Raw genomic sequence first — 15569 nt, 5'->3', positions numbered from 1 at the left:
GCAGCGGATCGCCCCTGATGACCATCCACGCGTCGCCCCAGCTGAACAACCTCATGTTCGTGCTCATCGGCGAGAAGTTCCTCCAGGCCGACGAGGACATGGCGTTCGCCAACGGCAAGCCGTACGAGCGGCTGGGCCGGCGGATGCGTGACCTCTCGGACCTGATCGAGCAGACCGCCGGTGGGGTGGCGCGCGCGCTGCCGCCGCAGGTCGGGAACAACTATGTGCGGGCGATGCACATGTTCCTCGACAGCGGCGGCGTCAACTACCTGAAGGATTTCGCCGACCAGCTCGACAGCATCGGGCAGTCCCGCACCAAGTCCTCCATGGACATCATGGAGTCGAAGTGGCAGATCATCGCCGAACTGGTGCGGCTGCTCATCGAGTTGCTGGTCATCGCGGTGCTGTCCGCCTTCACCGGGGGTTCCGCCTCCAGCCAGGCCGCGGTGGCGAAGGCCCGCAGCCGGGTCGCCATTCTCACGCTGATGGAATGGCTGATGAAGAAGACGCATCTGATGCCGAGCCTCACCGAGGCGCTCGAAGAGGCGTTCACCACCTTCGCGGTACGGCTGGCCATGATGCTCGGTGCGCCCAAGGGCCGCCGGCCCAACGGCTTCGACTGGTCGCAGATCGTCCAGGACGGTGTCTTCGGCGCGTTCACCGGTCTGTTCCACGGCCTGCTGCACGACCTCGGCAAGGGCCTGAAGAACAACTTCAAGAACATCTTCAACACCCACAACCCGTTCAAGGACATCAGCGGCAACGGGAAGAAGTTCAACAACCACAAGTTCGACAACCCCGACCTCAACACCAAGCCGAACCCGAAGCCGACGCCGACCCCGAACCCGAAGACCACGCCCACCCCGACGCCGACCCCGCACGTCACGCCGACCCCGACCCCGACGCCCACCCCGAAGCCGAAGACCTTCGGCGACAAGGTGAAGCACGAACTCGGCGAGGACTTCGAGCACTTCCTCACCGAGGGCGGCGCGGAGACGCTCGGCGAGGTCGCCACGGCGTCCATCTTCGGCTTCCCCATCGACCCCCTGAACACCTTCCTGGGCGCCGGCCTCAGCTCGATGAGCGAACGCCACCTGGGCCAGGGCGCGGGCGCGATCGGCAACAAGTTCAACTTCACCACCCCGCCGCAGGTCAACACCCTGGGCACGGCGGACATCCCGGACGAGGAGACCAACTCCAACTCCGACTCCAACACCGGTTCCGACAAAGCCCCTTCGACCTCCTCGACGAACGGCCCGTCGTCCGACTCGTCGACCACGTCGGGCCCCGGACCCATCAACACCACGTCGACCAACGGCAGTTCCTCGACGACCACCACGCCTCAACGCACGCCGACGAACACCCCGCCGCCCGAGTCCACCGACACCCACATCGACGACGTGAAGGTCGACGGGGGAGACCTCCAGAGCAACGTCCCGCACGGGACGACGAGCACGTCGGGCGGGGGCAGTTCGCAGTCCAACACCCCTACGGCCACGAGTCATACGCCCACGGCGACGCGGAACCAGCCCGACACGAACACCACCGACGAGCCACAGGGGACCGGTCAGCAGAACGACACCTCGGACACGACCGGGTCCGGCTCGCCCTCGAACGCCGGTGGCGGCCCGCACAGCACCGAGTCGGGAACTCCGGCGCCCGTGCGGACGGTTCAGCAGCAGCCGCACAACACCGGTGACGACACGCAGAACACGCCGTCGGGCCAGGACACGGAGGAGCCCGCCCAGGGGCCCGGCCAGCAGAACGACACCTCGACCTCCTCGGACACCTCAACTCCGCTGCCCTCGCCGGACGTTCCGGTCGCGAGCGGGTCCAACACCAGCGTCGTACCGCCGACTACGAGCACGGGCACGGGCACCGGCACGAGTACGTCCGGTTCAGGTTCCGGTACGTCCTCGCACAGTGGTGGCAGTCCGCGTACTACGGCGACAGGGCGCCCGGAGAGCACGACCTCCGAGAGCACCCGCACGGACACCACGAACGGCACGGGCACGGAGGGCATCGACACCTCCCCCTCCGATTCCGGCACCGTCAGCAACACCGACACCGACACGAACACCGTGACCGACGGCGACACCGGCACGAGCACGGACACCCACACCGAGCTGCCCACTCCCGTCGCCACCACCAGCAACAGCGCGCCCCCTACGACCAGTTCGGCGCCGGAGGCGACTCCCGCGCCGGAGGTGACGCAGCCGTCCCACTCCGGCGATGTCACCCCGGCGCCGGCACCAGCTACCGTCCACACCTCCTCGGATCTCTCGTCCAGCACCCCCGGCCTCACCCCCGACCCCGTCGTGCTCACCCCCTCCGTGACCCCCAACTCCACGCCGGAGCCCGGGAGTTACGAGGAGGCGCGGGCCGGGGCGACTCCCTCGGAGCGGAGTCATACCTGGGTCGATCCGGTCTCGCGGCCGCTCGGGGCGGACGGTGCGCGTACCCAGTACGTGGTGCGGGCCGGTTTCGCCGTGCGGCGTTTCACCCACGACGGGGTGCCGGTCACCGATCTCACCGTGACCTACCGGCTCACCGGCAACCCGGGGCTGGGGGCACAGGTCGACGGTGTCCAGCAGCGGCTGACGGAAGGTGTGCAGCGGGTGTTCAACACCCCGGGCCACCGGCTGGGGGACGGGAGCCAGTTGCGCGTCACCGTCGTACCGGCCGCTCCCGGCGAGACACCGCACCTCGACGTCACTCTCACCGACCCGACGGACGGGATCCCGGCCACCCACCACTCGTGGCCGGCCGACATCTCCGACTCCGACCTGGCCCACGAGATCGGCCACCAGGTCGGCCTGCGCGACGAGAGCGGCTTCGACTCGGCCGCCCCGCACCGCGGCGGCACCAACAGCCTGATGGGCGACCCCACGCGGTTCACGCCCGCGTCGGACCCGGCGTACGGGTCGGGTGGGCTCAGGCCCCGGCACCTCGCACTGATCGGCACCCTGGTCGGCGATCCCGCGGACGACCCCCGGGGCGGTGCCGGACGTCGGGAACCGGTCAAGGGCGCGCCCGGCGCGGACCCGCCCGCCCCGCCCACCGTCGATCAGAACGACACCGCCCCGACCCCGGTGGCCACCACGTCCACGGACACGGTGGACGTCGATCCGACGGACACGCACACCGACACGCATACGGAGACGGACACCGACACCGAGACAGAGACCGTTCCCGCGGTCGTGTCGTCGGTGCCGGACATCACCCTGACCACCCCGGAGGGCGACACCACCTCGCCGACCGAGTCGGTGGTCGGAGGTGGCCGCCGTACCTCCTACCTCGGTGGCTACGGGCGGCGCCACGACGGCCAGTTGGGGCTCGTGCACGTGGAGCCGTTCGCGCCGGACCTGGTCGACGGGCTGCACCGCCAGGTGCTCACCGCGCTCGGCAGGCCCGCCCCGGGACCGGACGACCCCGTGCTCACGCAACTCCGGGACGTGCTGTCGGCGGAGCAGCTGGCGCTGAACATGCCGTATCTGCGCAGTCTCGGCGGTCACCGGATCGTCCTGGACGTCGACGGTGTCGACCGCGACGTGGACGTACGGCTGACGCTCGACAACCGGCGGCCGTCCGTACGGCAGGGCACGCTGGACACGAGCGATCCCGACAAGCACGTGGAGCGGCGCGGGCAGGGCACCCGGGAGATCGTCTCCGCGCAGCCGTCCGGCACGTTCTCGACGATCCCGGTGCCGTGGACGGGTTCGGTACCGGTCGGCGCGGCGGGCCCGGTCCGCGGGGTGGACATCGCGCTGGGCGCGACCATCACCCACAACCAGGCGGACGGTTCGACCACGGTCACCCAGGTCGTGCAGACCACCAGCGCCCAGCGCAGCAACGAGCCCTCCCGCGCCTACGACTTCGACGACAACTGGCAGGTGCGCGTGGACGCGCCGGCCCCGGGCACGGTCCAGGAGAACGCGCCGGCCGCCATCACGGACGTGGGCGACGCAGACGTAGATGCCACGGACGTCGCGCCTCCCGCCCCGGCGCGCGACTGGAGTCCGGCCGCGCAGCACGGGTCGGTCACCATCTGGTTCCCGCAGCACGTCGTGGACGCCGACAGCGATCCCGGTCAGTTGCTGCCCGCGCCCGCCGACATCAGGACACTGCCGATCTACGGCGTGGACTCGGTGCTGCATCCGCGGCGGCTGTACGAGGGGGCCGCGGAGAACTTCCGCGACGACCTGGACGCCACGTCGTCGGCCCAGCTCGCGGACTTCCTTGCTGAACCGATCCTGCGGGGCACGCTGCCGATGCAGGTCGAGGGCGGGCTGTACTCGCCGGTGCTCACCGACGCGCACGGACGCGCGGTCGGCATGATGCGGCTGGACGCGACGGTCCGGGGCACCACCCCGGTGGCGAAGAGCCTCGACAAGAAGATCAACCTCGAAAGCCATGTCGTCAACTCGGTGAAGAACGACCAGAACACGTCGTTCAACAGCGGGGTGACCTTCACCGGCAGCGTCGGACCGACCTTCACGAACGACCACAGCGCGGGACACCCGAACGCCTCCCACGGCATCGGCGGCACCGTCAACGGCAAGGGCACCGCGAGCCTCGCGGCGCAGAACGTGTTCGGCACCAGCAACCTCGCGGGCACCATGCACGCGGTGCGCACCAACCGCAGCCACCTGCTGACCGAGGCGGACGTCGAGTACACCCTCACCCTGATCCGGCCCGACGGCTCCATCTCCACCTATACGCCCGGCACTTGGACCCACGCTCTCGATCTGCGGGTGCTCAGCGCCGAGGACGCGGAAGGGCACGCACCGGAGCCGGACGAAGTGCGCGTGCTGCCGCCCGAGTTGGAGAACCTGGAGTCGATCGGCCAGTCCACCGCGCCGCTCGGGGTGGACGAGGGCGACGCGGATCCGCTGTTCGACGACGCGGAGACCTGGCTGCGGGACCACGGCTTCCTGCCGCCGCCGGCGAACGCCCCGCGCCGGGGCCGACTGCCCGACGAGACGCTGGTTCAGGCGCAGTTGAACAATCTGCGGCGGCTTCAGGAGCTGCGTTCCCCGCTCGGGCTGCGCGCGGCGACGGACTCCATGGTGGACGGCGGCCACTCGCTGTTCCTGGAGGTCCCCTCCGTGACCGGACGGCGCCGGGTACGGCTGGAGCTGGGCGCGCAGCGCGACCCGGACCGGCCGGTGGAGCACCGCACGGTGCTGCCCAACATCCAGGTCATGGGCCTGGCGCAGGCGGCGGGCGGCGGCACCGCCCGGCTCGGCAACACCTACGGCCTCGGCGCCGGGTTCGGCGGCGGCCTCACCGTGCCCACCCCGCACGGCGGCGCGTGGACCCTGAGCGCCACCGGCGACTACCAGTACGTCGGCCAGGCCACGCTCGGCAACACCACCGGCACCACGCTCGGCCACGACCAGTTCTTCATCGGGACCGGGCAGGACACCCACGAGTTCGGGGTACCGGCCCGCCTCACTCTCGACCTGTACGAGGGCTCGGGCCAGGAGCCGGTGGTCCGGTTCGGCGAGGTGGCACCGCCCGACCAACACGCCCAGCCCGAGCCGGAGTTGGGCCTTCAGGTTCCCCACGAGCGGGGTGTCGCGGGCACGATCCGGCTGGCCGTACCGCACGAGCGCACGCTGGCCGACGCGGAGCCCGCGCCGGACGGCGAGCCGTTCACCGTACGACAGGTCACGCAGCAGGACCGGGACCGGCTGGCCCTGACGGACCCGGTCAGCGGTGATCCGCACCCGGATGTCGTCCGCGTCCCGGACGACGCGCTGATCGACGTGGTGCGGGGTTCGGGGGCGCTGCAGGACGCGTTCCGGCGGATCGTGACGGGCGCCGGTGTCGACACCCACACCGATGCCGACACCGAAACCAATACTGATGAGGAACCAGCCGCCCCTCCCGGCCGCGTCTCCCGGCTGGTGGACAACTTCACCGGGTTCCTGAGCAGTTCACTGGTCGGGAGTCCGTTCGGTGACACCACCACGGTGAGTGCCGAGGCCCGTACCACCGCGCTCTCGCCCGGTTCGCTGGTCGGCCGGGGGCACCAGATCTTCAGCGGCACCTATGTGGTGGAGGGGCTGACGCTGCCCGGGCTCGGTGCCGACGGGCAGCTCGCGATCGAGATCGAGGCCGTCGCCCACACGCCCCGGCTGACGCAGAGCGTCAACCAGTACCTGGAGACCGGCATCTCCGCCGCCGACTCGGCGCAGCAGCTCAAGGGGCTTGGGAAAACACATCAGTTCGGGGTGGGCGGCTCGGCCACCCAGAACAACCCGCCGACTCCTCCCGCGAGTTCACAGCCCGCCGGCTCTCCGGCACCCACGCCGTCCACGCCGTCCCGCTTCAACCCGTCCGGGCGCTACCAGTACGACCGCAAGAGCGACAAGTCCGACACCCTCACCAGCGGCACCGGCACCAACCGGACGCCCACCCAGTCGGGCCTCCAGCACCGGATCACGGCCGACGTCACCTACCTGATCACCGTACGGTCCGGGCACCGCAACGTGGTCGCCAACTCCCTCGGGTTCGGGCCCGCGGAGACCGTCACGCTCGCCGTGGACGTGCCGCGCGGGCTCCAGTTCCTCATGACGGAGAGTCAACTCCGGCGCGACGGACGGTGGATGGGCGCCCTGCCCGAGCGCCCGGCCGACCCGTCGACGACCGGTCTGACGAGCCCGTCGCTGCCCGACCGGTACATCCACGACGGCACCCTCGGCCTGGCCGCGGTCAACTCGGTCACCGAGTTCTCCGACCCCGGCACGGGCCCGACGCCGACCCCGCCGATCGAGCAGCGCTCCCGATTCCACAACGACGTACGGCAGTTGGTCGACCGCTACGCCCCCGGCGCGACCACCCCCGGCCACGCCTCCTACCTGCCCGGGGTCGCCGCGCTGATCGCCGACAACACCGGGGTCGCCGGGAAGCGCGCGCTGATCGGGCGCGGCGGCGGACAGACCAGGTTCAGCTTCCGGCACCACCGGTTCGGCGGCTCGGCCCTGGTCGAGGTGACGTTCTCGGCCCGCCCCACGAGCACCGCCGCGCAGCGGGGCGCCGTGCGAGGCACCGCCGTACCGGGCGACAAGTCCGGTATAGAGCAGTGGGGTTCGCACACGGCGGAGGGGCGTTCGCTCTCCTCCTCGGTGGGCCGGACACACCGTTTCACCGGCAACCCGACGGCCCGGTTCACCCGCCCCGACGCCGACGACCGTACGGACCGGCTCGGTCCCTCCGTCAACGTGGTCGCCTCGTCCAGCAAGGTCGACAAGAGCGGACGCACCGCCGAGGACCGGTTCTGGCTGCGCACCGACAGCGCCGCCGACTTCGACGGCCTGGACTACGAGTTGGTCGCCACCGTCCGCACCACCCTGGTCACCGACTGGCCGCCGAACGTGGTGGGCGCGCTGGTACAGCGCGGGGTCATCGCCTGGGACGACGCCGACCCGCAGACCCGCTCCTGGATCGGCCGCACCCTCTCCGGCGAACTCGGCGGCCAGGTCCGGGTACCGGCCCAGGTGAGCCTGCGCTTCACCGGCAGCGAGACCGACGGCACCCGGCCTCCGCTGCCCGCACCCGCGCCGCCCTCGGTGTCCCGGGTCGACCCCCGCCAACTGCCCGGCACACAGCCCGCGTTGCGGGACGCCGACCTGTTCCACCCGACCGGCTCCGTCCCGGTCTACGGCTTCGACGCGTGGAGCCAGCTGTACACCGCCCTCGACGAGGTGGCCCCGGACACCGGGAGCGGCTGGCGTTCCGTGCCCGCCTCGACCTCCGACGAGAACGCGTCGGTACGGCTCGGCGAACTCATCCAGGCCGGCACGATCTCGCTGGACACACCCCGCCAGACCGGCGGGATGCTGCCGTCGATGCCGGGCGCGTTCCCGTTGCAGAACGCGCCGGACCAACGGCCCACCCTCACCGTCTCGTTGTACCGGCCGCGGGTGGTCACCGACGGCGGCGACGTGACCCTCGACCGGCTGCGGATCAGCACCCAGAGCAGCAGCACGGTCTCCGGCGCCGACACCACCGGCGGGCTCTCGCTGCCGTTCGTCCTGAGCGCCGACGACCCCGACCGCAACCTCCTCGGCGCGACCCCGCCGGTGCTCCAACGGCCCGTGGACGCAAGCAACTTCGGCAGCGGAGTCTCCGGCGGCCGCCGCGACTGGCTCAAGACCGGCAGCACCAGCCTGCCCGCCGACGGCCGCGGCACCCGCAGCTACGAGGTGCGGGCCGACGTCCACATCCAGGTCGCCGGGCCCGAGGGCGTCCGCCATGTCACCGGTACGGCCACGATCCGCGTCGAGGAACGCGACGCCCTCGGCCACGGCATCACTGAGCCCAACCCGATGCCCCAGGTCTACGACCTCCCGGCCCTGCTCACCGAGGGCACCGGCACCGCGCCGGAGGACTGGGCGACGACGCGGCCGGGGGACGTACGGAACAACGTGAACGCGGGCCTCGACCTCACGGACGACGGCTTCCAGCTCTGGGTGGCCACCGGCCCCGACGCGGACGGCTCCCGTCTGACCCTGGCCCTCTACGCCGCGTCGCGGGCGGCCCGGGACAACGGGCGCCCGGTGGAACTCGTCACCCGTGGCCCGGAAGGCTTGCGCGTCTGGACCTTCGACCCGGACGGCACGCTGACCGGGCCGCAGGCGTCGGACGCCACCACCGGGGTCGCGTCCCTGGACCAGGCCTGGGCGGACTTCGAGCGCGAGGCCGCCGCGTTCGACCAGGCCGAGGCCGACCACACCGCGGCGCTTGACGACGAGTACGAGCAGCGGGAACTGCGGCCCGACGCGCAGGACGCCCTCAACGACGCGACCACCGCGCTGACGGCCGCGGCGGACGAGGCACACCGGACCGACACGGCCGCGACCACCGCCGAACAGGACGCGGACCAGGCCGAACAGAACCTCCAGAATCTCATCACCCGCGAGAAGACCCTGGTCGGCGGGATATCCGAGGCCCGCCGCACGATCGGCCCGCTCACCGGCGCGGTCTCCGAGGGCGAGCGCCAGGAGCTACGCCTCAGCGCCCGGATCAACACCGCCCGCCGCCAGCTGGCCGACCTCACGGCTCGCGCGGCAGAGGCTTCGGCGGCGAGGGGTTCCGGCTCCGGCGACACGGATGGCGCTACGACGGTCGAGAGCGCGACGCCGGACGAGGTCGTGGCACCCGCGCCGGAAACGGTCGTAGGACCGCCAGTTGGAGACGACACCACCGCCACCGCCCCCGCCCCCGCCGTGGACCCCCGTCTCACCCAGCAGATCACCGAAGTCACCGCGGAGATCGGCAAGTTGGACGCCGACCTCGCCGAGGTGCGGGCCGGGCTCGAGCGGGACGGTGCCGCGCTCCGGGACACCCAGGCCGGCCTGGACCGTGACGTGGCGGCCCTGAACGAGGCGCGGGCGCAGCTTCCGGGCGCCAAGGCCACGGCGGGCACCCGGCGTTCGGACGCCGGCACGGCGCGCGGGCATGCCGAGGACGCGGCGCTGGTCCACGAGGACGCACGCGAGAACCATGAGCGGGCGGCGCAGACGCTCGGGGACATCGACACCCGGATCGAAAACGCCCTCGGCAGGCGCGACGACGCCGCGGCGCGCCGGGCGGCGGCGGAGACCGCGCTGCCCGGCGCGACCGGCCCGGTGCTGGCCTCCGCCCCCTCGACGCTGCCCACGTCACGCACGACGCTGGCCTCGGTCAGCCCGCGCTGGCCGGGTTCGGGCCGTCCTCGCACGGCGGGTCCCTCGACCGGCAACTCACCGCTCCCCGGCGACGGCGACATCTCCGAGAGCGACAACTCGACCACCGGGGACGAGGATTCGGGGGACGAGGACGCAGGGGGAGACGACAGTTCGGACGCGGACACCGAACTGACCACTCCCGACCCGACGACGTCCGTCATCCCGCCGAAGGACACCACCGGCGGGGACGAGGGCAGCACGTCCGGCGACCCCGGCACGACCTCCGCCCAGGACAGCGCGTTCGACGCCCTGGTCGGCAACACGATCACCACGTCCACCGACTCGCCCACCGCACCGGCGGACACGGACACCGACGCACCCAAGACAGAGGACAGCAAGGGCAAGGGCAAGGCCCCTGCCCAGGACGACACCAACGGCACGTCGTCCACCCCCGTCATCCCCACCGCCCCCCAGCCCGCCGCCTTCCAAGTGCGGGCGCCGCGAGGCAATCTGGTGCCGACCCGCGGTGACGGCCGGTGCATGCTCTACACGTTCATCGGCACCGACCCGGCACGGGTCCGCGACCGGCTGACCGGACTGCGGACCCAGGCTCCCGAGACCTACGCCTGGCTCGGCGACCCGGCCCAAGTCCGGGCCGGGCTGGCCCAGTTCACCCGGTGGCGGCCGGGCACCCCGATGCCCAGGGCCGGTCACCACCTGATGCTCGCGGCCGACCAGCTGCGCATCCTCGCCGAGGACCGCCTGCTCACCGCGCGCAGTGCACGCCCGCTGCCGCACGAGGTGGTGGGCCAGGTACGGCAGACCCTCGCGGGGTGGTTCGACGGGCGCACGGCGGCCATGAACCGGCCCGAACTCCTCGCGACCCTCGACGAGTACGGCATCACGGGGGTGACAGAGCCGGACCAGTTGGAGCGGGACGACCTCGACACGCTGTACATCGAGGCGCTGACCGGTGACAACGCGACCGGCCCGGCGGCTCCCAGCGTCCAGGACATGTTCGCCTACCTCCGCGACACCGGCCGACTGCCCACGCCGGACCAGCTCTCCGACGACCAGCTCCGCAGGCTGCTGGGGCACGGATACACCGTCAGCGACGCCCAGTTCACCGACGCCGAACTGGCCCACGCGCTCGACGCCGTCCAGAACTGGTCCAAGGCGTACGAGAGCAACCAGGGCGAGTTGTTCCTCCCGCTGCTGGCGGACACCCTGGACGTGGCCGTCGAGGTACTGCGGCCGGACCCGTCGACCGGCCTCGGCACCGTCACCCGCGTCGGCTCACCCGCGGCCACCCGGGTCCTGGAGGTCCACTACACGGGCCTGAACCACTACAACGCCACCGACGCCGGGCCCCTCACCGACAACACCCCCGCGGACATCACGCCGTCGAAGGCACCCCGGGGTCCGGAGGACGCCAACAGCGTTCAGCCGGACGGGCGTTACCGTCCCGCGCCCACGCGTGACGCCGACGACGAGCGGCCCGCGTCCCGGGTCGCCGATCCCGCGCCCAAGGACACGTGGCACGGTCTGCGCCCGTATGCCCGCCCTGCCGTTCACAGCACGGAGCGGTTCGATCCGCACACGGACCAGTCCAACTCGCCCCGGCCCGGGGTCCTCAGCGGTGCCACGACTCTCGTCCGTGCGCAGGTCCGTCGTATCCAGGCGCCCAACGGCCAGTGGATCCGCGACTACACGCTCAACCTTCCGGTCACCACGACCGACCCGGACCTCGCCCAGCAGCTCAACGAGCGCATCACGCGTCTTCTGGACTCGCACCTCAACTCCGGCCTGGCGCTGCCCAGTTCGGGCGACCAACTCCACATCAACCTGAACCTGATCGCTGACCCGGCCCACCCCGAGACGATCACTCTCACCAATACCGAGAACCCGGGCCGCGCCAACCAACTCCACCTCGACGCCAACCACTCCGACGAGGACCTCCTCCACGAGGTCCTGCACTACCTCGGCCTCCCGGACGAACAGCGCGACAACGACTTCCTGTTGCGCAACCACCCGAACAGCACGACCGTCCAGACCACCGGCGTCATGGCCACCACGCAGGCCCCCGTCCACATCCCCCGCCGCTATCTCCGCACGATCGAGAACGTCACGTCCGCGGGTCCTCAACTCCACGACCACACAGGCCAGAACGAGACGACCCCGGCCCAGGACCCCGACACCACCCCCATCCCCGCCGACGCCCCACCCACCTGGCCCACCTCCCAGGCCCCGACCGCACAGCCGCCCGCGCGGGGCCAACTCCCGTCCAGCTACGTCACTTCCTACGGCGCACTCCCGGACGGGACCGTCGGGCTCGTGTACCTGGAGCCGTTCTCCGACGAGGTGATGCAGGGGCTGCACCGGCAGGTCTACGAGGCGCTCGGGCTGGATGTCGACAACCCGCCCGAGTCGGTGCGCGAGCAGGTGCGGGACGCGCTGAGCCGGGAGAACCTCGCGCTCCAACTCCCGTATCTGCGCTCGAACGGCGGTCACCGCATCACCGTCACGGTCGGCGGACGCGACCGCACCGTCGACGTACAACTGACGCTCTCCGACGCGCGGGCCTCGTTGCGGCAAGGGCGCTTCGACCTGCGGGACCCCGACAAGCACGTGGAGCGGCGCGGGTTCGGGACCCGGGAGAACTTCTCCAGCCAGCCGTCGGGGACGTACCGCACGATCCAGGCGCCGTGGACCGGTACGTTCCCGATCACCGCGCCGACGCCGGTGCGGGCGGTGGACGGGTCGGTGACGCTGTCCATCACGCACAACCAGGCCAGTGACGCGACGACCGTCACGCAGGCCGTCCAGACGACGTCCGCCCAGCGCTCCAACGAGCCTTCTGATCCAGTGGAGTTCACCACCCACTGGCGCGTGCGCGTCGACGGTCCCGCGGTCACCGCGCCGCCCGCCGCCCCGGCCGTGCCGACCGCGCCCGCCACCGCCCCGGCGACGGACGGATGGCGCGGGCCGGTGTCGCACGGGCCGACCACGATCTGGTTCCCGCGGCACCTCACCACCGCCGATCCGGCGCCGGGTTCGCTGCCCGCGCCCGCCGCGCCGACCGATCTCCCGCTCTACGGCGTCGACTCCGTGATCGATCCCCGGGCGCTGTACGAGCATGTCCACCAGGCGTTCGGCACCCACCTGGACGCCACCGCCGCCGGGCAGGTCGCGGACTTCCTCTCCGAGCAGGTGCTGCGGGGCACGCTGCCGATGCAGATCCACGGCGGGCTCTACTCGCCGGTGATCACCGGCGCCGACGGCAACGCGGTCGGCATGCTGCACCTGGTCACCCAGCCCGGGACCAGCACCCCGCTGCGGCAGAGCACCGCGGGTCAGATCAACCTCGAGAGCCATCTGGTCAACACCGCGAAGGTGGATCTCTCCTCGAAGTACACCAGTGGGATCGGCGTCAGCGGCACCGCCGCCGTCGCCCTCACCGGCGACCACAGCCAGGGGCATCCGGACGCGTCGAGCATGATCAGCGGCAGCCTCGGTCTGCGCGTGCAGGGGCAGGCGACCGTCACCAACACGTACAGCGCGAGCAGTTCCGCCGGCACGATGCACGCGATCCGCACCAACCAGAGCCATCTGCTCGCCCCCACCGCGGTCACCTACCGGGTCACCCTGATCCGGCCGGACGGCACCGAACTGGTCGCTCCGGCGCTTTCCCGGCCGCACGGTATGGATCTGCGGCTCCTGAGCGGGACGACCGCCGCCGGGCACACGCCCACGGCCGCCGAGACGCGTGAACTCCCGGACTCGCTCGAGCGGTTGGACGGCGTCGGGCTGAGCGCGGCCCCGCTGGAGGTCACCGGCACGGATCCGCTGTTCAACGAGGCCGAGACGTGGCTGCGCCGCGAGGGCTTCCTGCCGCTCGACCCAACGGCCCCGCCCCCTACCGGAGTTGGCGGCCGGGTGAAGCAGGCCGTGCGCAACAACGAGCCCGAGCACCAGGTCCGGCTGCACGCCCAGCTCAACAACCTGCGCCGGCTGAACGAGGCGCGTTCCCGCACCGGGCTGCGCGCCGCCACCGACGCCATGGTCGACGGCGGACACGCTCTGCACTTCGAGGTGCCCAACAGCACGGACACGGGCGTCCGTCGGGTCCGGCTGCTGCTCTCCGCCGAACGGGCCACCGGGCAGCCCAGCACACATCACCTGGTACTGCCGGGCATCCAGGTCATGGGCCTGGCGCAGATGGCGGGCAGCGACGCCGAGCAGCGCGGTGAGTCGTACAGCGGCGCGTTCGGCGCCCTGGGCAGTGTCGGCGGGCCGTTGCGCAGCTGGGGGACCATCGCGTTCGGGGGCGACTACCAGCACGGCCAGCAGATCACGCACGGCGACACCGTGGGCGGCGCCACCGGCCACGACCAGTTCTTCATCGCCACCAACCAGGACAGCCACGCGTTCGACGTGCCGGTGCGGCTGGCCCTGGACCTGTACGCGGACGACCGGGACGAACCGAGCGAGCGCTTCGGGCGGAACCTGAACCAGGCCGCCGCACCGGCCCCGGCCCCAACTGTCCCCGGGGCGCCGCCGGTTGCCCCAGCGCCGCCCGTCGCGCCGACCGTCACCGGCTCGCTGCGGCTGGCCGTACCGCACGGCCGTACCCACGTACCCGCGGCGGCCCCCGCGCCGGCCGGGCACCCCGCGCCCGGAGCTGGTGCGGATACCGGACGACGCGCTGATCGACACCGTGCGCGGCTCCGCCGCCATCGAGTCCGTCTTCCAGCGGGCCGCCCGGGAGATCCGCCACCAGGCCCAGCAGGCGACGCCCCCCACCCCGGCCACCGGACCGATCCTCCCGGTCACCGCCCCCGGCACGGCCCCCGCCCCCGCCGCGCCGCAGCGCGCGAGCCTCTTCCCGCTCGCCGGGCACGGGCTGACGGACAACACGACGCGCGCCGCCGAGACCCGGCACGCGGCGATCACGCCGGGCAGTCTCGTCGCGCACGGCCACGAACTGTTCAAGAACTCCTACGTAGTTGAGGGCCTGAGCCTCCCGGGGACCTTCGCGGACGGTCAGTACTCCCTGGAGATCCAGGCGGTCGCGCACCGGCCCCGGCTGCTGGACACGACCCGGCAGTACCTGGAGACCGGCGTCTCGGCCACCGACAGCGCCCAGCAGCTCAAGTCCTTGGGAAAGTCGGACCAGTTCGGCGGCACCGGGTCGGCCACCCAGAGCGCGTCCACACGGGTGGCGCAGAGCAACACCGGTACCGAGCCGGACGGTTCGGCCTCCGCCGGCCAGAGCACCACCAAGCCGAACAAGAACCTGCTCAACCCGGCGGTACGGCTCAACAAGGTCTCCCGCACCGACACTTCGGACACCCTCGCGGCCAGTACGGGCGTCAACCGCACCCCCACCGAGAGCGGCGACCTGCACCGCGTGGTCGCCGACGTCACCTATGTGGTCACGGTCCGGGCCGGCTCCCGCACGCTGGGCAGCGGGATCCGTGACCTGGGCACGATCGACCCCGTCACCTTCTCGGTGGACGTCCCGGACGGCCTCCAGTTCCTCATGACCCAGGGCCAACTCGACCGAGACGCACGGTGGATGGGCTCGGTGACCGGTCTCACCCCGGCGCCCGTCCAGGGCCAGGCCCCGCTGCCGGCGTCGTACGTGCGCAACCGCCAACTGGGCCTCGGCGGCGTCCTCTCGGTCAGCGAGTACGAGACCGTCCCCGCCCCCGCCGTCCCCGTACCCGTGGCCCCCGTACCCGGCACCGGCGCCCCGATCCCGTTGGTGCCGCTCAACAACGAGGTGGAGCGGCGCGGCCAGGTCGGGCGCCGGCTGCGGGCCCTGGTCGAGACCGAGGCACCCGGAGTGTTCACCCCGGGGCACGCCGGCCACCAGCCCGGTGTGCTCGG

Annotated in this window: 1 protein-coding gene; it reads left to right on the top strand. The window is 72.0% G+C overall.

Features of this window, described 5'->3' with window-relative positions; translation table 11 throughout:
• The first annotated feature begins 17 nt into the window (after positions 1–17).
• On the top strand, positions 18–14687 hold the full coding sequence (locus tag OO69_RS49030; protein WP_051801436.1) for a hypothetical protein: 14670 nt from the start codon (positions 18–20) through the stop codon (positions 14685–14687).
• Positions 14688–15569: the final 882 nt, after the last annotated feature.

The sequence above is a fragment of the Streptomyces sp. NRRL F-525 genome (genome assembly GCF_000716605.1).
Lineage (GTDB): Bacteria > Actinomycetota > Actinomycetes > Streptomycetales > Streptomycetaceae > Streptomyces.
The sequence above is the reverse complement of the archived record's forward strand: the minus strand, read 5'-3'. Positions and strand labels throughout refer to the sequence as shown.